Below are 22,593 nucleotides of genomic sequence, written 5' to 3'. Positions count from 1 at the left end.
TTGTTATAACCGGTCCAGCCTTTGCTTGGCTTTTTCTGCGGCATTACTGAATGGGTATTGAGCGATTAATTCTTCAAGCGTTTTTCTGGCTGCCTTGCCATCGGCCAATTCATTTTGGCTGCTGGCGATATTAAGTAAGGCATCCGGAACTTTTGAACTGTCAGGATAGCGATCGATCAGGTTCTGTTGTGCCCTTATCGCATCCTGAAAATCCCTCAGGGCGTAGTATGCATTGCCGATCCAATAAGCTGCGCTTGGAGCAAGGCTGGAGTGCGGATGCTGCTTCAGGAATGTTTCAAACTGTGATTTGGCGCCACGGTAGTCACCATTGGTGAACAACTGAAACGCCGCGTCATAGGTTTGCTTTTCGGTCGTTCCTGCAGGTTTCAGGTCTTGATTCGGAATCGCCGCGCTTCTTCTTGTGTGCTCCTCATTTTCTGCAGCAATCCGTCCCGGAGATTCTTCATAAGCAATCCGGCTCTCGGTGTTACTTGCGCTGGAATCAGCCGTCAGATAATCGGTTGTTTGCGGGTCCGATAAGCCGCTTACGGGGCGCTCGGTCGTTTCAGCAGGTGGCGTGTCATTTGCGGGCTCGCCATAAGTCGGTGGTGGAGCATCCGGGTCTTCTATTTGCCGTAAACGGCTATCCAGGTCAATATAGAAATCCTTTTGCCGTTTTTGTAGAGAGGCATTGTCATGATTCAGCATTTCAATCTGACCGCGCAATCGCCCAAGCTCCATCCCAAGTGTTTCCACTTGGGTGTAGAGTTCCAACAGCGCCTGACTTTTCAGTGCTTCTTCCATTTCAGCGATACGCGCCTCCATTTCTTCCACTTGCTGACGCAAAGTATTGATCTGCTCCCGCGCCTTGTCGTCACCAAACAGCCCGGCGTGGCTCACATTGCTGAACATCAGCACCAGCACACAGAAAACGCGTATCAGCATTGCTTACTCACCCCGATAAAGGATATCCGTACGGCGGTTTTGACTCCATGCCGATTCACCACTGCCGTATGCGCGCGGTTTTTCTTCACCCAGACTGACGGACTCGATTTGCGATGCTCGTGCACCCGATAATGTCATGATGTTCTTAACGCCATCTGCACGACGCTGGCCCAGCGCAAGATTATATTCGCGGCTGCCACGATCGTCGGTATTTCCTTGCAGAATCACCTGGGCGTTGGGATTGTCGCGAAGATACTGGGCATGGGCGATAACCAGTGGTCTATATTCATTTTTGACAGTGTAGCTGTCAAAATCATAATATACGCTGCGTTGCGATAATACGCTGTTTGGATCGTTTAGCGGATGAAAACCCGAGCCACCTGAACTCAGTGCACTGCTGTCTGCGCCATAACTGCTGTCTGCTCCCGTTGACCGATCTTCTACATCAGTTGGCTGCGTCGTCTGACTGGCACACGCTGATAATAAGCTAATGATCAAAACACCTGCTATTTTCTTCATTTACCGCTCCTTTAATAACAAACAAAATCACACTTAATTATTTTTGTTTTAGCAACGGTCCCCATGCCGGTTCACGAATATCGCCCGTCTGTACAGACAAATGCTGCCTCGTCTGACCATCTCTAGAAACAGCAGATAATATACCATGTCCTCCGATTTCCGTGGCGTACAAAATCATTCTGCCATTGGGCGCAAAACTGGGGGATTCGTCAAACTGGGAGCTGGTCAGAATTTGTACCTGGCGTGAGGCAAGATCCTGAACTGCAACATTAAACCGACCATTGTGACGATGAATGAATGCGAAGCTTTTGCCGTCGTGACTGAAATCAGGACTGACGTTGTAACCTCCTTCGAATGTCAACCGCTCGGCCGATGTCGATTCAGTTGCCGAAACAGGTATCCTGTAAATCTGCGGACTGCCGCCACGATCAGATGTGAAAATAATATGACGTCCGTCAGGCGAGAAACTGGGCTCTGTGTCGATACCTGAACTTCGGGTCAGTCGTTGCAATCCGCTGCCATCGGCATTGATAAGATAAATTTGCGAGCCGCCATGCAATGACAATACAACAGCCAGTTTTTTGCCATCAGGAGACCACGCAGGCGCACTGTTACTGCCGGCAAAATTGGCGACTGCCTTGCGTTCCCGTGTTGCCAGCGTCTGCACATAAACTACCGGCTTTTTGTTTTCAAACGAGACATAAGCGATTCTGCTGCCGTCAGGGGACCAGGTTGGCGAAATGATCGGCTCATTATATTCGATTATTGAATGGGCGTTATAACCGTCCGAGTCGGCAACCTGCAGCGCATATTTATTTCCCTGCTTCAAGACATAAGCGATCCGGGTGCTGAACACACCGGCCTCGCCTGTCAGCGCTTCGTAAATGATATCGGCGATGTGATGTGCCGCTGCACGCAACTGTGTGACAGGAACTATGGTTGCAAGGCCGGTCAACTGCGCTTGCCGCGCAACATCAAGCAAACGAAACTGCACTTCCACCTGACCGCCTGGCATCAGTATCGTGCGTCCGATAACCAGAGCGCTGGCCCCGCGATTTACCCAGTCGTCGTATACGACCTCCGCAGGTGCATAAGGTGTCAGACCGGTTGGATCAATCAACCGGAACAGGCCGCTACGTTGAAGATCGGCGGACACGACATCTGTAATGCGATGCGGCAACCTGCTTTCATCGGCAAAAGGAACGATAGCAATCGGAATGCGTTCAGTTCCACCGCCAAAAATCTCGATATTCAATCTGGCCTGAAGCGGTGCGCAGAACAGAAAGAAAGAGAAAGAGAAAAGCCAAAAACCGTAAAATACAATGCGTGTATGTGTTGACATAGACATAAATCGCCAGAAATTCAAGAAATATTGTGGATTATAGCAATCATTCCAAATAATGCACGGTCACTTGCAGATTCCGGAATTCACTAAACAATGCGGGATCAGGAGGCAGTGGCAACGGTCTGGACATCAGAATGGCGCGCTCCACGGCACTGTCAAATTCGGGGTAACCGCTGCTCTTGCGTAATCTGGCGTCAAGAATGTCGCCGCCGGGTAGTAACGTCACATTAAATTCGGTGACTGGATTGCCGGGTAAATCGGGAGGCATGACGATTCTGCTTTTGATTTTGGCCAGAATCATCGCTTTGTATTTGCTGATTTCACTGGCCACTTGCGCACGGGCAGCCGCCTGCTGTGCTTCTCGTCTCGCTATTTCTTCCTGTTCGCGTTTTTGCTGCGCTTCCAGTTCCCGTTTTCTTTGTTCTTCTTGTTCGCGTTGCTTCTGCGCCTCTATCTCGCGTTTTTTCTGGGCTTCGCGCTCACGCTGCTCCTGCTCCGCCTTTTCGCGTTGTAAACGCTCCGTTTCTGCTTTTTCTTTGGCTTCCTGTTCCTGAGCTTTTTTTCTTTGCGCTTCCAGATCGGGTGTGGCGACTTTCTGAACAGTTTTTGGAGGCTCTGTTTTATCCTTAAGCGCAATATCCGGTTTTTTGGGCGGCGGCGGAGATGCCTGGGCGGGTGCAGGCCTGGGCTGTTCGGGTTTGGACTCGGAAGATTGAGGTCTCGATTCGGGCTTAACTTCAGGAGCGGGTTTGGGCTGCTGTTCAGGCTGAACAGGTGGTACGGCTTTTTGTTCCACTGGCTGCTGGGCCAGTCGAGGCAAATCCTGCCAGATATCGACAACCATACTTGCAGGTGGTTCGTCTTTCCAGTTAAAGCCAAAAATCAAGATGGCAATAAACACAATATGCACCAGTAAAGCCAGTGCGCCGGCCAGTATTGGCCGTGGTTCTTCGGAGGAGGTAAGGTGCTGTCTGTACGCCGAGGTCATGTTCAGTTTCTTAATGCTGGCAGCATCGTTTCAAATTTGATTATTTGGGTTGTGCCAGCAAGCCGATTCTTTGCACCTGATGTCGTTGCAGAATATCCATGACTTTTATAACTTCCTCATAACGTACACTTTTGTCAGCCGCAATTACGACAGGCTGCTCAGCATTTTGAGACTGCTTGCGCTTGATTGCGTCGATCAATTGCTGATGTGTTACAAATCGCTCAAGATCGGTTTCAGCACGATCGCGCAACGCAAGACTGCTATCCGCTTTGACAATGACTTCCAGCGGTGCGGATGGAGCTGCAGACGATTTTCCGATTTCGGGTAATTCAATCTGACCCGGATTAATCATTGGTGCAGTAATCATAAAGATAATCAACAGCACCAGCATGACATCAATATAGGGTACGACATTAATTTCGTTTTTCAGTTGACGTTTGGAACGGCGGGCCATCGTCTCAGTTACTCCAGGTTGGTTGGCGCTCTGCGTTGCAGTACGTTGGACAATTCTTCCATGAAGCTTTCAAACCGGGTTGCCAGTTTTTCAATGTCGCTGACATAGCGGTTATAGGCAATCACGGCAGGTATGGCTGCAAACAGGCCCATTGCCGTGGCAATCAGGGCTTCCGCAATTCCGGGAGCAACATGGGCAATGGTCGCCTGAGTAATGTTGGACAAACTGCGAAACGAGTTCATGATCCCCCAGACTGTTCCCAGCAGCCCGATATAAGGACTGACTGAGCCGACCGTGGCCAAAAAGGACAAGTGCGATTCGAGCTTGTCCATCTCACGCTGATATGTCGCTTGCATGGCGCGACGAATACTGTCCATCATCATATCGATATTTGCACCCGGTTTGTGTTTGCTGAATTCACCAAAGCCTGCAACGAAGATCCGTTCCATACTGCTTGGCGCATAGCGTGAACTGACAGCACGCTGATATAAGACATTCAAATCCGCGCCTCTCCAGAAGCTATCCTCAAAATCATCACTTTGTTTGACAGCTTCGCGTAATACAAACATTTTTCTGAAGATGTACCACCATGACAGAAGCGAAGCGAGCAACAACATCAGCATGACCAGTTGCACAAATACACTTGCACTGCTGATCAGATGGAAAAGTGATAAATCCTGAGTAACTGTAGGGTTCATTTTGATATCTCGATTTTTTTTCTTAGGGGAGCAGGGATACTGACGGGTTTAAAACTTTCTGTACTCACACACACGGCATGAATCGTTGCGTTCACCAACCGGTTCTGGTTGCATAAAATTTCCTGCGCCAGGGTAATGCGGCTTCGGCCCAGGTCGACTACATCGACGGTAATATGCAGTAAGTCGTCCAGTAATGCCGGTTTGAAATATTCGATCTCAAGAGAACGGATCATGAACTGCAGCTGATAGGTATTAAGCAGTTCATGTACACCGTAGCCTAATTGTCGTAACCATTCGTAGCGTGCGCGTTCAAGAAAATGGAGGTGTGTTGCATGATAAACGACACCGCCGGCATCGGTATCTTGATAGTAAACTCGGGTGGCTAGGGAGAATTTGGGATCCTGCATTGTGTATAAAAAGCCTGAAGCGAATACATAAAATTCCGACAATTTTATACTATAAATTACCTGAAGATATGACAAAAATTGGTTGAAGTTAAAATTAAATTTTTATCATTCACTTGTAATTTTCAGAGACCAGTGCACACGTTTTCATTGCTCGGTTTGAACGGATACAGGATGAATTCTTACTGTTTTGACGGCCTGATTTTTGACCTGGATAATTTCCATCGGATAACCGGCGATATTCAGCCCGGTACCGCTTTCTGGAATGTCCTGCAGATATTCCAAAATCAGTCCATTCAGTGTTTTGGGGCCGCTGAGCGGAAGCTGCATGCTTAATTTGCGATTCAAATCCCGCAGCAGAATACTGCCCTCGACGATAATACTGCCGTCTTCCTGCTTTTGGTAGATATGAGTACGGGTCGGGGCGTGCGTGGTAAACTCACCGATTATTTCCTCTAGAATATCTTCGATCGTGACTAAACCGAGCCACTCGCCATATTCGTCGACAATCAAACCGATCCGTTTCCGGCTCCGGCTCTCCTGAAAAAGCTGCAGTTGTGAAAACAATGGGGTGCCGGAAGGAATAAAATACGGTTGCTGCATGATCTGCTCCAGCGATGCAGCTGTAATGGGACCGCTTTTCATCAGATTCAAAACCTTGCGCATGTGTATGATGCCCACAATATTATCGACACGGTCGCGATAAACCGGCAAGCGGGTATGATGGCAGGTTAATAGTTGCGCTTGAATAGTTTCATCGTCAGCCATCAGATCGATCGCTTCGACCTGGCTGCGCGGCACAATGACATCATCTACAGTAACAGTCTCCAGATCAAATAAATTCAGCAGCATGCTCTGATGCTTTTTTTGAATAAAATGTCCGCCTTCCAGAACCAGCGTTTTCAGCTCTTCTGTGCTGATTGTCTGAGTCACTGTCGATTGTTTCGGTTTCAAGCGCATCAGTATTAGCAATCCGCTGACGAAAAGGTTAATAAACCAGACCACCGGATAAAAGATTTTCAGCAACGGTGTCAGAATATAACTTGCAAATAATGCGATGCGCTCAGGATAGGCGGCAGCTATGACTTTTGGTGTGATTTCGCTGAAAATCAAAATGGCGAATGTGACGCATATGGTGCCCATTAGCAAGGCCAGCTCATCCTGCCCGAAAAGCATCGCGATAATGACCGCAACAAGCGTGGCCGAAGCAGTATTGAGCAAGTTGTTGCCCAGCAATATTACGCCAAGCAGGCGGTCAGTCTTGTCGAGCAGATGGCTGGTCAAACGTGCAGCACGATGGCCTTGTTTCGCCAGATGTTTCAACCGATAACGGTTGATTGCCATCATGCTGGTTTCTGATAGCGAGAAAAACCCCGACAGAATCAATAACAGAAACAGTATGATCAGTAGGATATAAAGCGGTATATTTTCCAAATATCACCTTTTTCGCCAGTTAACATGCAGTCAACTCGACCACTACCGGTGCATGATCAGATGGGCGTTCCAGTTTGCGGGTTGTTTTGTCTATCCAGCATGCGGTACAACTTTGCGCCAGTGTCTGACTTAACAAGATGTGATCGATGCGCAATCCTTTGTTACGGCGGAAAGCCATCATGCGGTAATCCCACCAGCTGTAGGATTTTTCAGGCTGATCAAATAACCGAAAACTGTCCTCAAGGCCCAGATTTAACAATTGGCCAAAAGCATCGCGTTCCTGCTGGCTACATAGTACCTTCCCGGCCCAGGCCTCGGGGTCGTGAACGTCCCGGTCATCCGGCGCGATATTGTAATCGCCTAATACGGCCAGTTTTGCATGAATACTGAGTTCGTTGCGCATCCATTCGGTCAGCGCCGGCAACCATTTGAGCTTATAATCATATTTTTGCGATCCTACTGCTTCGCCATTGGGCACATAGATGCATATTATGCGGAGTCCATCAATGGTTGCAGCTATTACCCGCTTTTGTTCGTCATCAAAACCGGGTATGGCGGTTAACACGGCATCGCTTTTTTGTTTGCTGAGAATGGCAACACCGTTGAAGGTTTTCTGTCCGGCATAAACAGATTGATAACCTGCATCTGCGATCTCTTCCAGCGGAAAATTTTCATCGATCAGCTTGGTTTCTTGCAAGCAAAGTACATCCGGCTGATGTTTTTGGAGCCAATCCAGGACCTGCGGCAACCTGACTTTCAGTGAATTGACGTTCCAGGTTGCCAGTTTCATGTTTTCATCATCCTTTCTATTCAGCGGCAGCTATGATAAAACACGCTGAAGCCAGCTATCGATATCATTGATTTCCTGCATGCAAACAGTATGTTCCATTGGGTACTCATGCCACTCGACTGTATAATTGGTTTGAAGCAAGTTATCTCTTGAAGCGGTAGCCAGCGATATCGGTACAATCGGATCGTATGCGCCATGTGCCATCAGAATAGGAACCGCTGTATTATTGGCGTGCGCTTCGACGGCGAGGTAATTTGCCAGCGGCAGATAGCATGACAATGCCATTATGCCTGCCAGTCTGTTTTTTTGGCGCAGACCTGTTTGCAGTGCAATAGCCCCACCCTGTGAAAAACCGGCGAGGACAATATTGTGTGCAGCAGTGCCGCGCTGGATCTCATGATTAATCAAAGCATCAATGGCTTTCTGCGCATCTCTGATACCGGCTTCATCTTCGCTCGAATCCATTTTGGCACCGTAGATATCGTACCATGCACGCATGACATAGCCATTATTGACAGTAACCGGACGCATCGGTGCATGCGGAAATATAAAACGAATTCCTTTCTGTGATGATGCCAATTCGTTGATAATCGGAACAAAATCATTTCCATCAGCCCCAAGACCATGCAACCAGATGATCGTAAAAACCGGGTCGCGCATTGTTTCAATTTCTACCTTGGGCAATAAATCAGTTGGTGACATGTAAAGTGGTCAATGCACTGCATTGACTAAAGTGAACGATACGATAAAATTCGCCAGCAGGCAATTACTCAAACTCAAACAATCTTACAGAGACTATTTATGAAACGCAGGGATTTTATCAAAATTGTGGGCTCGGGCGCACTATTAATGCCTATAAAAGCATTTTCGCTATCTGCCGGTAATCGGGGGCTGGATTATGAAAAATGGAACAGTTTTCGCCTGACCTATGAGGTGAATTTACCTGCAAACGGCAAAAATGCACGGTTATGGCTGCCGTTGCCCAATTCTCTTGAGCCCGGTTATCAATACACTCAGGGTAATAACTGGTCAGGCAACGCGTCACAGGCCCAATTTACAACCTTTGGCAATGAAAAATTTCCTGTCTTTATGGCTGAGTGGCGCGGCGAAGGAGAACGCAAGGCATCTGTGCAGTGCATTATTAAAACATCTCATCACGCTGTCGATATTGAGCGCTATCATGCTGCAAGCAATGCTGCGATACCGGACAATGTACGCATTTTCCTCCAACCAACACGGTTGATACCTGTTGACGGTATTGTCAGGGACGTGGCGTATTCCATTATCTACGACGAGAACCAGGCCACGCTTGATAAAGCGCGTTCGATTTATGACTGGCTGATTGACCATTTCCAGCATGACGTGACGACACCCGGCCGTGGTACGGGCGATGTCAGATTCATGCTGGAGAACAGCCGGCTCAGTGGCAAGTGTGTCGACATACACTCACTGTTTGTCGGATTGGCCCGGTCAGTTGGCATACCTGCACGAGTTCAGTACGGTATCCGCATGATGAATTCCGAGGTGAATGACAAGCTCGGCCGGCAGACCGATATCAGCCATGCCCAGCACAGCCGCGCGGAATTTTATTTGAATAATCTTGGCTGGGTGCCTGTTAATCCCGCAGATGTCTGTAAAGTGGCCACACTCGACAAACTTGAACGCGATGCGTCAGAAATTGCGCATTTGCGGGACGAATTCTTTGGTTCTTGGGAAATGAACTGGATTACATTTAATCATATGCAGGATATCCAGTTGTCGAACAGCAAAGCTGGAAAACTGCCCTTCTTTTTATTCCCGCATGCCGAGATCGAAAATGAGACACTGGACAGTCTGAATCCAGATACATTCAGTTATCGGATTGCATCGGCTGAGCTGATTGGAACGGGAGCAAAGTTCTAGACGATTCGTTTTAATCGCGATACATGCTGTCTGATAATCCATCGGAATCCGGATCAGGCTGGGCGTATCGCAAAAAGAGTTGACACAGAGTCGTATAACAGGTTGTAATATACGGTTTTATTGATTAAAACCAATACGAGAGAGAATTCATAATGAAACGTACTTTTCAGCCATCTGTAACCAAGAGGAAACGCACACACGGGTTTCTTGTACGCATGAAGACGCGAGGCGGCGCCGCTGTAATTAAAGCACGACGTGCCAAGGGGCGTGCCAGATTGAGTGTCTAGGTCTGATAATCTAACGAACAGACCTATTAGCGTAAAAAAACACCTTCTGTCAAGGAACCGCCGGTTACGCTGTGCAAACGCATTTGCTGCCGTCTTTAACTACAGGCATCAGGCTCGGGGAAACTATATCCAGGTTTATGCCAAACCGAATGGGTTGTCGTTTTCACGCCTGGGGTTAATCGTTTCCAAAAAAGTAGAGCGCAGCGCAGTCAAACGCAACCGAATCAAGCGGGTATTTAGAGAAACGTTTCGAACGTTTCAGGGTTGTGGTAATACTGTCCAGATGGACTGGGTTATGCGCTTGCAGCTCCCGATAACCGCAGATATTTCAAAGCAATTCAATGCTGAAATCAGATTGCTGATGCATCAATTACTAAAAAAATGTCACGATTCATGATCGGTCTTATAAGACTCTATCAATACTGCATTAGTCCTATGATGGCACCTTCATGCCGGTTTACGCCGACCTGTTCTCAATATGCATGCGAAGCTTTTGCAAAATATGGTTTCCTGCATGGTATGCGGTTGAGTGTCTGGCGTATTTTACGGTGTAATCCCTGGTGCAAAGGCGGATATGAACCCGTGCCTTAACAATCTTCTGTAGAAGTGAGGCCATTGCGAGTATTAAACCAAAACAGCGACGTCGTATTGAACAAATGCGTAAATCAATGACGTCATATAATTAATCTGACCAGATAAAAATGGAAACAAGAAAACTTATACTCATTATCATTTTGTCGACTTCCCTGTTGCTTTTATGGGAATCCTGGCAAAAAGAAATTCAACCTCCAGCTTCACAGGCAATACCGACACCTCAGGCCGATGGCAGTAGTCAGCGTCACGATCCGTTACCGGTACCGGGCGATGAACTTGCCGCAACGAGTGGCTCCGAGGTTGCTTCAAGTATAGACGGCGTTTCACCATCAGTTACCCCAAATTTATTTGAAATCGGCGAAAAAGTACACGTAACAACCGATATGGTGGTTGCCGAGATCGATACGGCAGGTGGTGATATTCGCAAGCTTGGATTATTGAAGCATCCATCACGAGAAGATGAAACTCAACCTTACGAGTTGTTACTTGACCAGACTGCACGATTTCAGATTTCTCAATCGGGATTAATCGGCGATGATCTGCCAACTCACAAAACAAAATATACCGTTGATTCGAATAAATACCATTATGAGCTAAATCCCGGTGAAGACAGCGTTAGTATCCGCCTGCTGGCGCCAGAGAAAAATGGTATCCAGGTGGCCAAAATATACACCTTTCATCGCGGTTCATATGTCATAGATGTAAAGTTTGAAATTACCAATCATAGCGGCGAAACAATTCTGCCATTTTCTTATTTTCAGATGCTTCGGGATGCCAAAGAACCTACAGGCCAGGGCTTTCTGGTGCATTCCTATACTGGTCCGGCACTCTATACGGAAGAAGAGAAATTTCTTAAAGTCAAATTCTCCGATTTGGATAAAAATAAGGCAGAATATCCAACCAATGCTGATAACGGCTGGGTTGCCATGCTTGAGCACTATTTCTTGACTGCATGGCTGCCAGAGCAGGGTGAGCCTCGTGAGTACTATGTAAAGCAGTTGGCGCACAATCAGTATACTGCTGGTGTGATCGCACCTGTCGGTGCGATCGAAACAGGACGAACACAAGCCGTTTCCATGCCGTTTTATGCGGGTCCGCAGGAGCAGGATAAGCTTGCCGAACTATCACCAGGCCTCGATTTGACCGTGGATTATGGCTGGTTGACAGTGCTGGCGAAACCGCTGTTCTGGTTGCTTTCTTTTTATCATTCCTATGTTGATAACTGGGGCATTGCCATTATTCTGTTAACAGTCACTGTCAAGCTAATATTCTTTCCGCTGTCGGCAGCCGGTTATCGATCAATGGCCAAGTTGCGTGTCGTTACTCCAAAGCTGCAACGTATCCGCGAGCAATACGCCAGTGATAGGCAGCGAATGCACCAGGCCATGATGGAATTTTACAAGCAGGAAAAAATCAATCCGCTGGGAGGGTGTTTGCCGATTCTGGTCCAGATTCCGGTGTTTATCGCTTTGTTCTGGACTTTATTGGCCGCCGTCGAATTACGTTACGCACCACTGGCGCTGTGGATTACCGACATGTCTGTACCGGATCCATACTACGTCCTGCCGTTGATAATGGGTGTATCCATGTACATTCAATCCAAGTTGAGCCCGAAACCGACTGATCCGATTCAGGCCAAAGTCATGCAGATCATGCCGGTCGCTTTCAGTATATTTTTCTTCTTTTTCCCGGCTGGACTGGTGCTGTATTCGCTGTGCAACAACATATTGTCAATACTGCAACAATGGCAGATTACACGTATGTTCGAGAAGAAGTCCGAAGAGGAGGAGGAGAAAAAAAGTAAAGGCAAAACAAAAGGCAAGGGTATTGCAGATGATTTGGAATCAGGCGCTTCCGAAGAGACCCAGCAATTGACTCATGCCAAGAATACCGAAGCAACGGAAGACAGCAATATTGAGGACGCCGAACTCATTGAAAAAGAGGATGAAAGCGTTAAATCAAAAAAACCGCAATCTGAATCTGAAAAAGCTAAACCCAAACCCAAGCCTGCAGCCGGTGCCCGTCGGAGCAAGGGGCGAAAAGGCAGGAGAAAATAGCGGTTTCAGTTTGCAACTGGCGCTATCGAGCTTGTTGCTGAGCAGCTCATATCACTCAGCATAAACAAGGCGACATGCCCGTGCAACCGGATCAACCTGATATCATTGCTGCTATTGCAACGCCACCCGGCAAGGGTGGCGTTGGCATAGTACGTATTTCAGGAAAAAACCTGGCAGGCATCGCAAATGCGATCCTGGGCGGGCTGCCGAAACCACGCTATGCACATTTTTCCCGGTTTTCGGATATGCATGGAGAAATCCTTGATGAAGGTCTGGCACTCTATTTTCCCGCGCCGAACTCATATACCGGGGAAGACGTTCTGGAATTGCAGGGTCATGGCGGCCCTGCCATCATGAATTTACTGCTAAACGAGTGTCTCAACTGTGGAGCACGTATGGCGCGCCCCGGTGAATTCACATTACGCGCATATCTGAATCAGAAACTGGACCTGGTTCAGGCCGAGAGTGTTGCTGATATTATCGACGCCAGTACGAGTCAGGCAGCACGTTGCGCCGCTCGTTCCCTGCAGGGACGCTTCTCTGAGACTATCGATAAGCTGGTGCAATCATTAATAAATCTACGCATGCTGATTGAGGCCACACTTGATTTTCCTGAAGAAGAAATTGAGGATTTGCATAATGAAGCTGTCAATAAACAGCTTGCCGAACTCAAGACTCAATTAAATGATATTCTGGTCTCGGCACACCAGGGTAATTTGCTACAGGAAGGTATTAAAGCGGTGCTGGTCGGGGAACCGAACGTTGGTAAGTCCAGTCTGCTAAATCAGCTAGCCGAAGACGATGTTGCCATCGTTACAGAAATTCCTGGTACCACGCGTGACAGCATACAGAAAACTGTCACTCTGTCGGGCGTTCCCGTTCACATCATTGATACTGCGGGTTTAAGGGAAACATCCGATATTGTCGAGCAAAAGGGCATCGAACGCACGCAGGCTGCCATCAGAAATGCCGATATTCTCATTCGCCTCACGGACATCAGTCGCGATGAAACGGATGTCAACAGCAAAGCAATGCAGGTATTCTCTGACGATAAACCTCATATCAACGTGTTTAACAAAATAGACCTGATTGATCTGTCCGCCCGGACTCAATCACACGAAAATACTGTAAATGTTTTTTTGTCCGCGAAAACAGGCGCGGGAATTGACCTGTTGCGTGAACAGATTCTTCATGCGGCTGGCTGGCAGACGGGGCAGGCAGGAGAAGGGCTGTTCATGGCCAGACAACGACACCTCGAAGCACTGAAACGTACTCAGGTTCATTTGAACAAAGCGAGCGAGCACGGCGAACAGGAATCTGAGTGGGTGTTGCTTGCAGAAGAGCTTAGAATTGCCCAGGATGCCTTATCATCTATTACCGGCCGCTTCACGGCGGACGACTTGCTCGGCGAAATTTTTTCTCGTTTTTGTATTGGAAAATAACTGTGTGTTCCATAATGTCCGGCAGGATACCAAAATAAATAATAAGTGTTTATTATTACTATAATATTTGTCTCATATTGTCTCAAAAAATCTGCCAACAGCTTGCTTTTTTATTGTCCAAATTTTCTCCATGTATATACCTGGACAAGGTTTGTGTACCTGGTTTGGACGAGGAACTTATATGCTGCTAACGGATACGGCGATTAATTCTCTAAACTGGAGATAAAATTTATATCGTAACGGACCGATGCGGTTTGTGCGAATATATTCAGTCTTGAACTGGCACATAGCCTGCGAAAAAAAAGTGAGAGTTACCGGTTTTGATAGAAGTGCATGTTTTTATTAAAACCTAAAAGGGTAATTCTCATGATTCCTACCTGTAAAAATTCATCAAATACAGGGTTGATTGGCCTGTTAAATCTGACCGAAAAACCCGGTAATGTATCTGCACAACCTGTCAGGTAACGGGTTTATCGCGATTCACTGACGTACTCTGAAATAAATGCTTTTGAGCGGCCGTGTCGAATGATGATGCGCTAAAAGCGGTGAAATACGCCTTATTTTAAGTTATCAAGAAATGACAGGAGATATTAGTATTTGCCTGATGATTAGCAAAAGTGCATTGCTAGAATCCAGAAGCTGGTAAGCAATAATTATTTTAAATGCTGTTTTCTCTAAATTATTAAGGTGTTTTGCGTTATGTCAACATTCCGACCCAATCAATCCAATCTGTCGAAATCTCATTTATCAGCTGATTCTGCAGTCACACTTGCTGTGGTGGATACGGCGATAGATGATTATGAAACGTTGATCGGGCAGCTGGATCCGGGAACCGAAGTAGTTCTGATCAATGGTGGCGACGGATTGGCGAGTCTGGCGGAGAGACTCGATGGACGGTCCGATATTGACAGTATTCACGTTTTTTCCCATGGTGCAGAAGGAAAATTGTTATTAGGTGACCTGGAACTGACATCTGAAAATATCGTCGAGTATGCAGAGGCCTTGGCAACAATTGGTTCTGCCATGTCTCCGGATGGCGACATTCTGCTTTATGGGTGTAATCTCGCAACCGGTTCAGGTGTTGATTTGCTGACTGCAATGACTCGTATGACCGGGGCCGACATCGCTGCTTCAGATGATTTGACGGGTGCAAACGCGTTGCAGGGTGACTGGCAACTCGAGGTAGCGACAGGAGCAATCGAAGCATCGTTACCATTGGCGAAATATTTTATCGACTCATATGGTAGCGTCCTCGCATTACCAGTTTCCGGCGACCAGACATCGAACTATGAAGGCCTGGGGCTGGCAGATACCGCGGTTATCGCCAATGGAACAGTCATTGATGATATTTCTTACGACGGTTTCCGGTTCAACGGATTTGGTGGAGAAACCGGTATTTATCCACATGAAGGGTCCTTTACAGATAATGTAAACACCACTGGCACGCGCGTCTACACAAGCGATTCATCGAATTTCAAATTGACCAGTATTGATTATGTGATTGATACGGCCGGAAATCCTGCTAATGCCTCATTAACTTTCTATGGGTTTCGCGATGGTGTTCAAGTCGAATCTCAGACTTTCAACGCAGCTGATACTTCCTCAGGAACATGGACGCTAAATTGGGGATCCGTGGATGAGGCCAAATTTGCGGCGAATACCCATTGGATTTTTATGGATAATCTGAGGGCTGGCTCAGAAATCAGCCCTAATGCCACCCCTTCAATTTCCATCAACGATACTAATCTGGCATATACCGAAGGGAGCGCTGCTACACAATTCGATGGTGCCGGCGCAGTCAGTGACGCTGACGGTGATGCCGAATGGAACGGCGGCAGTCTCTCTGCGCAAATTACCGGCAATGCTGAAGCCGGTGACCGGATCAGTATTGTCGACAGCGACGGGGACGGAACCGCAATTACCATCAGCGGCACCAATATTTTCGCTAACGGTACGGATATTGGCGATCTGAGTGCCTCGGGTGGCATCGTCACGGGCGGAACCAAGCTGACTGTAACCTTTGATTCCGACGCAACCAACGCCAATGTTCAGGAAGTCTTGCAATCGATTCGCTATGATTCTACTACCGATGATCCAGGCACATCCAACCGGACGGTCACGTTTACTGCTACTGACAAGAATGCCGCGAGTGGCTCCGATACCCGTACCGTGGTAATGACTGCGGTCAATGACGAGCCAACCCTCACTGCGAACGGCAGCAACCCGACCTTTACCGAGGGAGGCGCTGCGGGCAGCCTGTTCAGCGGTGCCAGCATCAGCACCGTTGAATCCGGACAAACTGTTTCCGGATTAACCTTTACTGTCACCAATGTGACCAATGGAAGCAATGAACGCATCAACGTCGATGGTACAACGATTGTCCTGACCCATGGTACCAATGGTTCAACGGCGTCCAACAGTCTCAATTACAGTGTGAGTGTAATCGGCACCACGGCCACAATTTCCCTGACCGGCGGAAGCCTGTCTGCAGCTGCCGCGCAAACCATGATCGACAACATGAGTTACCAGAACAACAGTAACTCCCCGAGTACGAGCAATCGCGTAGTGACGCTGACCAGCATTCAGGACAGTGGCGGTACCGCCAATGGCGGTGACAACACGGGATCGCTGGCTGTCGCGTCCACGGTGACCGTGGTCCAGAACAACGACGAGCCGACATTGACCGCCAACGGCAGCAACCCGACCTTTACCGAAGGGGGCGCTGCGGGCAGCCTGTTCAGCGGTGCCAGCATCAGCACCGTAGAGGCAGGCCAGACGATTAAAGGGGTTACCTTTACCGTCACCAACGTGACCAACGGCATCAGCGAAATCATTAATATCGACGGTACCGCTGTTGTTTTAACCCATGGCACCAGTGGCTCAACTGCCACCAATAGTTTGAACTACAGCGTGATGGTGATCGGTACGACGGCGACTGTCTCGTTGACGGGGGGCACCTTATCAACTGCAGCCACCCAAACTATGCTCGACAACATGAGCTATCAAAACAACAGCAACACGCCGGGCACCAGCAGCCGCGTGGTGACACTGACCAGCATTCAGGATAGCGGTGGAACGGCCAACGGTGGCGATGATACCGCCTCAATCGCCGTTGCGAGCACCGTTACAGTTGTTGGTGTCAATGACGAGCCCACACTCACGGCCAATGCGAGTAATCCGACCTTTACCGAAAACGGGGCTGCGGCGAGCCTGTTCAGCGGCACCAGCATCGACACCGTTGAATCCGGTCAGAACATCACAGGGTTAAGCTTCACCATCACCAACGTTACCAATGGCAGCAACGAGCGTATCAATGTTGACGGTACCACGATTGTGCTGACCCACGGCACCAACGGCAGCACCGCCGGTAACAGTCTGAATTACAGCGTGATGGTCATTGGCACGACTGCCACGGTTACCATGACCGGCGGCAATCTGTCGGTTGCGGCGACTCAAACGCTGATCGACAACATGAGTTACCAGAACAACAGCAACAGCCCGAGTACGAGCAATCGCGTAGTGACGCTGACCAGCATTCAGGACAACGGCGGTACCGCCAATGGCGGCGACAACACGGGATCGCTGGCTGTCGCGTCCACGGTGACCGTGGTCCAGAACAACGACGAGCCGACATTGACCGCCAACGGCAGCAACCCGACCTTTACCGAAGGGGGCGCTGCAGCCGGCCTGTTCAGTGGCGCGGCAGCTTCTACAGTCGAAAGCGGGCAAACGCTGTCAGCATTAACGCTCACGGTAGCCAATGTTAATGACGGTTCTGATGAAATACTCAATACAGACGGCACATCGATTGAGCTCACGGACGGGACATCAGGCATTACCGCCACCAACGGCCTGAATTACAGCGTGTCGGTGGCCGGCACTACCGCCACCGTGAGTCTTACGGGTGGAACGCTGTCAACAGCAGCTACGCAGACTTTGATCGACGGCATCAGCTACCAGAACAACAGCAGTGCTCCAAATACCAGCAACCGCGTGGTGACCATCACCAGCCTGACCGACAGCGGCGGCACGGCAAACGGTGGTGACGATACGGCCGCACTGGCGGTTGCTTCAACTGTTACAATCTCTGGGGTTAATGACGAGCCCACATTAACTGCTACAGGTTCCAATCCAACTTTTACCGAAGGCGGCGCTGCAGCCGGCCTGTTCAGCGGCGCGTCAGCTTCTACAGTCGAAAGCGGGCAAACGCTGTCAGCATTAACGCTCACGGTAACCAATGTTAATGACGGTTCTGATGAAATACTCAATACAGACGGGACATCGATTGAACTCACGGACGGGGCATCAGGCATTACCGCCACCAACGGCCTGAACTACAGCGTGTCTGTGGCCGGCACTACCGCCACCGTGAGTCTTACGGGTGGAACGCTGTCGGCAGCGGCTACGCAGATTCTGATCGACGACATTAGCTATCAAAACAACAGCAATAATCCAAACACCAGCAATCGGGTGGTGACCATCACCAGCCTGACCGATAGCGGCGGCACGGTAAACGGTGGTGACGATACGGCCGCGCTGACGGTGAGTTCTACAGTGGCCATCGTTGCAAATCCAAGAATAATATCTGCAGTTTATAATGCCGATACCGGCACCCTGGTTGTTGCAGGAGCCAATATCCAGGCCAATGGTGGTGGAGCTGATATTGACACTTCCGCATTAACTTTTACTGGGGAAGGTGGCTCGACCTATACCTTGACTGACTCGCCGGATGTTGAGCGTGATTCCGCTACGCAATTTACGATCATGCTCAGCGCTGCGGACAAGGCGGCGGTCAATCAAATTGTCAACAAAAACGGCACTGAATCTGTTGACAGCACCACCTACAATCTGGCGACAGCAGATGATTGGAATAGTGGTGTTACAGCCGGCGATACATCAGATCAATCCGGCAATGGCATCACTGTCAGTAACGTTCCTGTCCCCGCCATCACCTCAGCTATATACTATGCAAGTACAGGTGCGCTGATTGTGACAGGCACTGGTTTTAAAAGCGCCAGCGGTGCTGCAAATGATATTATCGCCAATAAATTCACCATTACGGGCGAAGATGGTGAAACATATACGCTGACCGATACGGCCAATGCAGACATTACTTCAGGTACTGAGTTTGCACTGATCCTAAGCGCAACCGACAAAGCTGCTGTCAACCAGATCATTAATAAAAACGGCACCTCATCAACCGGCGGCATTATATACAATCTGGCCGCTGCAGAAGACTGGGCAGCCGGCGCTGATGCCGCTATCAATATCGTTGACGCGACAGGCAATAGCATTTGGGCTAATGCGACAGGCAATGGCACTACCGTACCGGCAGTGACACCACCATCTGGCGGTGGCGGTACGACAACCTCGCCAGGCACATCAGAGCCGGGTACAAAAACATCTGATGGCGTCACCATAGCTGCCGAAGCTGAAGCGGACGGATCGACTACGCTGACTGTTCCGATCGTTGATAATGCGCGTATAGACGATCCGGATTCTGAAAATGAAACACATGCGGACATTTCCATTCTGACCAGTCTTTCTGGTAATCCTGTTCTGGCCGTAGGTCTGCCTGCTGGAATAGGGGTATCTGTCAACGGTCAACCCGGACCGATGGATACACAGAGTGCCATCAACGACCTGGTCAATCGTATTGAACAAGAAGCTGTCAACGATACTAACCTCTCATCGGAAATGATTGTTCACGGAAGGAATTTTATCGCTTCATTGACGCAAACCGATAAAGTTTCTGTGCACACCATTTCATTCTCAGCTGACAGTAACGAAAACGCGGGTTTGCCCGTGATTATCAATGGCTCCAACCTGCCGGATGACGGTATGCAGGCATTAATCATCAACGCTGCCGATATGCCATCGGGAACCATTATGCAACTCAAGAATGTAGCATTTGCAGCCATTATCGGCGCAGTGCGCGTCACGGGTGGTGACGGGGAAAATGTCGTAGTTGGCGACAACCTGGATCAGTTCATCGTACTGGGGCCGGATGACGATATACTATTTGGCGGCGGGGGTGACGATACTATCGGTAGCTTGGGTGGCGACGACCAGACAGCTGGAGACGCCGGGAATGATATCGTTTACGGCGGTGCCGGAAATGATATCCTCACGGGTGGTAGTGGCAACGACAAACTGAATGGTGGACTCGGATTCGATACCGCCATTCAGTCTGGCGAACTATCGGATTATCAGATCACGGTCAGCAGCAACCAGGTAACACTCACACATCAAAACGGTGAGACGGATACGCTGAGCGATACCGAACTGGTGCAATTTGAAACCGGCCCAAGTCTGGCGATCGCCCATTCTGTAGTGGAAGTTGCCGCTCATCATCTGGTCAAAACCTGGTTAGGAAGGGATTTAACAACCACCGAAGGCCATGCTGTACAAAACTGGCATGACGCTGATATCAATGGTATCGTCAGGGCGTTTCAGAATATGCCTGAGGCTATTGATCTCAAAGACAAAACAATCGACGAATTACTTGCAGGTTTGGATAATAATCCTGATATTGTTCAACTGGACGTTGTACGCGACCTGATTGGTGGCAGTGCTAACGATCAGGGCTATCTGCCGATGGGGCTGGGACTAAGAGTCGATGGCGGTGATGGGCATGATGTGCTGCGAATGACAGGCCATCGTGATGATGTTCACCTGGAACAGATAGGTGACACAATTGAAATCACGCGCCTGGAGGACGGTGCCATGCTAAGTCTTGAAAATGCTGAAATGATCGCGTTCGACAGCGGAGAGAATGTCTTGCTGGCGCATGATCCAGTTGAAAGTATCCTGGGACGTTTATTCAAGACTTTCTTTGATCGCGATGCCACCATTGATGAATGGCAAATGGGTCGCGAAGCAATAGCTAATAGTGTCAGCCCCGAAATTATACTGGGCTGGTTTCAGAATAATGCTAATTTGAATACCCTGTCAGATACGGATTATATTCAGACAATTTATCAACAGACACTGAACAGACAAGTAAACGATACCGAGCTTGAACAACATCTGTCACAACTGGAAAATGGCGATATGACACGTAAATGGCTCGCAGTGGATATTGCTATCAACGACGAAGCAATAACAACCATAGGCAATATATTGCTTGTGGATGGTGTTTAGTTTTGCTAGCTGGAGTAGCTCAGACCCGGCCTGAGCTACTCCATATAAAACATTTCGATGATCGGTAATCTTATTAGCAGGTTATAGCAATTGTCACTTTTCAATTATTACCAAACTAAATCATGGCAAAAAATACTGATCATGACTGACTTAATCCTCTTCAGTTTTCAGAATTTTCCCTGATGCGTCCAATTCGAGTTCATATTCTTTGCCTTCAGTCTTAATTTCAACTTCATAACCAATAACCGTTCCATCAGCTTTCATTAGTTTCTCTGCTTCTTCAATGGTTGCTTTGGGGTATGCCGTGGTAATAGCTTGAACAATCTGATCAGGAAGATTCTTGATATCTATTGTTTCTTCCTTCTGAACAATCACGCCATTAGTATCATATAGAATTTCAAATTCTTTTCCGTTTTCCTTGTATTCGATTTCATAGAAGATTTTGCCATCAATCGTTTCTTCTTCGAATTCCACCTCTTGAGCGTTCGGGTACGCCTTTTCAAACGCATCAAGCACTGCCTTGGGGACCTGCAATTCGTTTTCCTCTTTTTCGCCAGCGACCAATTGGCCCGAGGTGGTAAAGAGAATAACCAATACCACTATAATCCAAAATTGCGTATTCATATATCTCTCCTAAGCATCTGTTCAAAAGAACAAAAAAATGACCGTGAATCATTAAAACAGTTAATTCTGTTTACACTCCACCCAAACAATTGTCAATACGTAGTAATACTGATAAGTTATTATGCCGGCGGGACAAAATAAAAAACTTTAGACAAAAGTGTATTGGTTTCCTTGGGCAAATTTTGTATGAAAACCACGAGGTGTCAAAGATTATTTTCACATTCTCTTTTTGCATTTTTATGGTGCTAATAAACTCGCTTTAGTGAGAAATAATGACCGCGAAAATTTTTATCAGGGCTTGCTTTTTCGAACTTCCTAAATTAAACAGCGATCCGTATTGACCGGAATCGTTCAAACCGTTAAGATTCACCCCTTCACCAAATCCCCGATAGCTCAGTTGGTAGAGCGACGGACTGTTAATCCGCAGGTCCCAGGTTCGAGCCCTGGTCGGGGAGCCATACTTTTCTTGGACTTACTGCTGATGCCACTGATCGCCGGACTTTTGGGTTTCGGGTCGGTATATTGCCAATTTTCCCGCCGCAAAAAATCAGAATCACTGGATTCATTTGCATTATTTGAAATTCATGACGTGACAAAATCGTGACAGCAGATTGTCTTTGCTGTTGTGTGATTGTTTGTTTCTGGATGCAGTAAGTGCCAGAATGATCATGGCTCGCAAATCTCAGAAGAAATTCTACTTTTGAATTCTGGTATTTTTCGAAAGAATTACCAATCAACTGATAAAGTGTTAAGACAAAGTTCCTTGGTAATTAGTCCGTCGGTTTCCCTTGGTAATCACATCAACAATTTTTCCTGTGTTAACACATAAACAAATGTATTACGATAATCAAGCAAAACCTTCAAATATGATGAGCTGTTGATACCGGTTTAAAATTGACCACCCATTACGGTTGAAATTTGACCAGGGTAAAACAGATCGCAGGATACTACGCATCTGTGGATAAGT

The 22,593-nt window shown here is 48.1% G+C and carries 18 protein-coding genes and 1 tRNA gene; 8 read left to right on the top strand and 11 right to left on the bottom strand.

What is annotated here, in order from left to right:
• Positions 1 to 3: 3 nt before the first annotated feature.
• The 10 genes from ybgF to BMX44_RS04650 form a co-directional block, all read right to left on the bottom strand.
• On the bottom strand, positions 4 to 945 hold the full coding sequence (gene ybgF / locus BMX44_RS04695; RefSeq protein ID WP_090628721.1) for a tol-pal system protein YbgF: 942 nt from the start codon (positions 943 to 945) through the stop codon (positions 4 to 6).
• A 3-nt stretch (positions 946 to 948) separates the two neighbouring features.
• Complete coding sequence (gene pal, locus BMX44_RS04690; protein WP_090628718.1) at positions 949 to 1,464, bottom strand: peptidoglycan-associated lipoprotein Pal; 516 nt, start codon at positions 1,462 to 1,464, stop codon at positions 949 to 951.
• A 37-nt stretch (positions 1,465 to 1,501) separates the two neighbouring features.
• Positions 1,502 to 2,806, bottom strand: coding sequence for a Tol-Pal system beta propeller repeat protein TolB (gene tolB, locus BMX44_RS04685; protein ID WP_090628715.1), 1,305 nt, complete (start codon positions 2,804 to 2,806; stop codon positions 1,502 to 1,504).
• Between the two features lie 46 nt (positions 2,807 to 2,852).
• Positions 2,853 to 3,797: a cell envelope integrity protein TolA gene (tolA, locus tag BMX44_RS04680; protein ID WP_090628712.1), complete on the bottom strand. Its 945-nt coding sequence runs from the start codon at positions 3,795 to 3,797 to the stop codon at positions 2,853 to 2,855.
• A gap of 40 nt (positions 3,798 to 3,837) precedes the next feature.
• Positions 3,838 to 4,251: a protein TolR gene (gene tolR, locus BMX44_RS04675; RefSeq protein ID WP_090628709.1), complete on the bottom strand. Its 414-nt coding sequence runs from the start codon at positions 4,249 to 4,251 to the stop codon at positions 3,838 to 3,840.
• Between the two features lie 8 nt (positions 4,252 to 4,259).
• A complete protein-coding gene (gene tolQ, locus BMX44_RS04670; RefSeq protein WP_090628706.1) occupies positions 4,260 to 4,949 on the bottom strand; it encodes a protein TolQ in 690 nt (229 codons plus the stop codon).
• The gene (gene ybgC, locus BMX44_RS04665) at positions 4,946 to 5,356 is read right to left on the bottom strand and encodes a tol-pal system-associated acyl-CoA thioesterase (RefSeq protein ID WP_090628704.1); all 411 of its coding nucleotides are present in this window, start codon (positions 5,354 to 5,356) and stop codon (positions 4,946 to 4,948) included. Before ybgC ends, tolQ begins: the two co-directional genes overlap by 4 nt.
• 144 nt (positions 5,357 to 5,500) lie before the next feature.
• Positions 5,501 to 6,787, bottom strand: coding sequence for an HlyC/CorC family transporter (locus tag BMX44_RS04660; protein WP_090628701.1), 1,287 nt, complete (start codon positions 6,785 to 6,787; stop codon positions 5,501 to 5,503).
• A gap of 19 nt (positions 6,788 to 6,806) precedes the next feature.
• Positions 6,807 to 7,577, bottom strand: coding sequence for an exodeoxyribonuclease III (gene xth, locus BMX44_RS04655; RefSeq protein WP_090628698.1), 771 nt, complete (start codon positions 7,575 to 7,577; stop codon positions 6,807 to 6,809).
• A 30-nt stretch (positions 7,578 to 7,607) separates the two neighbouring features.
• Positions 7,608 to 8,279 (bottom strand): alpha/beta hydrolase, encoded by a 672-nt coding sequence (locus BMX44_RS04650; RefSeq protein WP_090628696.1) that lies wholly within the window; start codon positions 8,277 to 8,279, stop codon positions 7,608 to 7,610.
• A 99-nt stretch (positions 8,280 to 8,378) separates the two neighbouring features.
• Between BMX44_RS04650 and BMX44_RS04645 the strand changes: the two genes are divergently transcribed.
• The 7 genes from BMX44_RS04645 to BMX44_RS04615 all read left to right on the top strand — a co-directional run bounded on the left by BMX44_RS04645 (position 8,379) and on the right by BMX44_RS04615 (position 21,002).
• Positions 8,379 to 9,479, top strand: a complete 1,101-nt coding sequence (locus BMX44_RS04645) for a transglutaminase-like domain-containing protein (protein ID WP_090628693.1) — start codon at positions 8,379 to 8,381, stop codon at positions 9,477 to 9,479.
• 152 nt (positions 9,480 to 9,631) lie between these two features.
• Complete coding sequence (gene rpmH / locus BMX44_RS04640; protein ID WP_090628691.1) at positions 9,632 to 9,766, top strand: 50S ribosomal protein L34; 135 nt, start codon at positions 9,632 to 9,634, stop codon at positions 9,764 to 9,766.
• A complete protein-coding gene (rnpA, locus tag BMX44_RS04635; RefSeq protein WP_245738835.1) occupies positions 9,759 to 10,163 on the top strand; it encodes a ribonuclease P protein component in 405 nt (134 codons plus the stop codon). Before rpmH ends, rnpA begins: the two co-directional genes overlap by 8 nt.
• Positions 10,148 to 10,357, top strand: coding sequence for a membrane protein insertion efficiency factor YidD (yidD, locus tag BMX44_RS04630; protein ID WP_090628690.1), 210 nt, complete (start codon positions 10,148 to 10,150; stop codon positions 10,355 to 10,357). Before rnpA ends, yidD begins: the two co-directional genes overlap by 16 nt.
• Before the next feature lie 110 nt (positions 10,358 to 10,467).
• Positions 10,468 to 12,417, top strand: a complete 1,950-nt coding sequence (gene yidC / locus BMX44_RS04625) for a membrane protein insertase YidC (RefSeq protein ID WP_090628687.1) — start codon at positions 10,468 to 10,470, stop codon at positions 12,415 to 12,417.
• A gap of 74 nt (positions 12,418 to 12,491) precedes the next feature.
• Positions 12,492 to 13,859 carry a tRNA uridine-5-carboxymethylaminomethyl(34) synthesis GTPase MnmE gene (gene mnmE, locus BMX44_RS04620; RefSeq protein ID WP_090628684.1) on the top strand — a complete coding sequence of 456 codons (1,368 nt, stop codon included), beginning with the start codon at positions 12,492 to 12,494 and terminating at the stop codon, positions 13,857 to 13,859.
• Positions 13,860 to 14,558: 699 nt separating this feature from the next.
• Positions 14,559 to 21,002, top strand: a complete 6,444-nt coding sequence (locus tag BMX44_RS04615) for a DUF4347 domain-containing protein (RefSeq protein ID WP_090628681.1) — start codon at positions 14,559 to 14,561, stop codon at positions 21,000 to 21,002.
• A 150-nt stretch (positions 21,003 to 21,152) separates the two neighbouring features.
• Here the strand turns inward: BMX44_RS04615 and BMX44_RS04610 are convergent, their stop codons facing one another.
• The gene (locus BMX44_RS04610) at positions 21,153 to 21,626 is read right to left on the bottom strand and encodes a PepSY domain-containing protein (RefSeq protein WP_090628679.1); all 474 of its coding nucleotides are present in this window, start codon (positions 21,624 to 21,626) and stop codon (positions 21,153 to 21,155) included.
• A gap of 382 nt (positions 21,627 to 22,008) precedes the next feature.
• Here BMX44_RS04610 and BMX44_RS04605 point away from each other — a divergent pair.
• Positions 22,009 to 22,084 (top strand) — tRNA-Asn (locus tag BMX44_RS04605).
• The last annotated feature ends 509 nt before the right edge of the window (positions 22,085 to 22,593 follow it).

Origin of the sequence: Nitrosomonas marina, assembly GCF_900110145.1 — a bacterium.
Lineage (GTDB): Bacteria > Pseudomonadota > Gammaproteobacteria > Burkholderiales > Nitrosomonadaceae > Nitrosomonas > Nitrosomonas marina.
Note: the sequence above shows the minus strand (reverse complement) of the source record. Positions and strands in the feature narration are given on the sequence as shown.

Coding starts and splice junctions, on each gene's coding strand:
- tolB (WP_090628715.1), bottom strand. CDS start 2,806: ATGTCAACACATACACGCATTGTATTTTACGGTTTTTGGCTTTTCTCT.
- tolA (WP_090628712.1), bottom strand. CDS start 3,797: ATGACCTCGGCGTACAGACAGCACCTTACCTCCTCCGAAGAACCACGG.
- rpmH (WP_090628691.1), top strand. CDS start 9,632: ATGAAACGTACTTTTCAGCCATCTGTAACCAAGAGGAAACGCACACAC.
- BMX44_RS04615 (WP_090628681.1), top strand. CDS start 14,559: ATGTCAACATTCCGACCCAATCAATCCAATCTGTCGAAATCTCATTTA.
- yidD (WP_090628690.1), top strand. CDS start 10,148: ATGTCACGATTCATGATCGGTCTTATAAGACTCTATCAATACTGCATT.
- mnmE (WP_090628684.1), top strand. CDS start 12,492: ATGCCCGTGCAACCGGATCAACCTGATATCATTGCTGCTATTGCAACG.
- BMX44_RS04610 (WP_090628679.1), bottom strand. CDS start 21,626: ATGAATACGCAATTTTGGATTATAGTGGTATTGGTTATTCTCTTTACC.
- xth (WP_090628698.1), bottom strand. CDS start 7,577: ATGAAACTGGCAACCTGGAACGTCAATTCACTGAAAGTCAGGTTGCCG.
- yidC (WP_090628687.1), top strand. CDS start 10,468: ATGGAAACAAGAAAACTTATACTCATTATCATTTTGTCGACTTCCCTG.
- ybgC (WP_090628704.1), bottom strand. CDS start 5,356: ATGCAGGATCCCAAATTCTCCCTAGCCACCCGAGTTTACTATCAAGAT.
- tolQ (WP_090628706.1), bottom strand. CDS start 4,949: ATGAACCCTACAGTTACTCAGGATTTATCACTTTTCCATCTGATCAGC.
- BMX44_RS04650 (WP_090628696.1), bottom strand. CDS start 8,279: ATGTCACCAACTGATTTATTGCCCAAGGTAGAAATTGAAACAATGCGC.
- BMX44_RS04645 (WP_090628693.1), top strand. CDS start 8,379: ATGAAACGCAGGGATTTTATCAAAATTGTGGGCTCGGGCGCACTATTA.
- pal (WP_090628718.1), bottom strand. CDS start 1,464: ATGAAGAAAATAGCAGGTGTTTTGATCATTAGCTTATTATCAGCGTGT.
- ybgF (WP_090628721.1), bottom strand. CDS start 945: ATGCTGATACGCGTTTTCTGTGTGCTGGTGCTGATGTTCAGCAATGTG.
- tolR (WP_090628709.1), bottom strand. CDS start 4,251: ATGGCCCGCCGTTCCAAACGTCAACTGAAAAACGAAATTAATGTCGTA.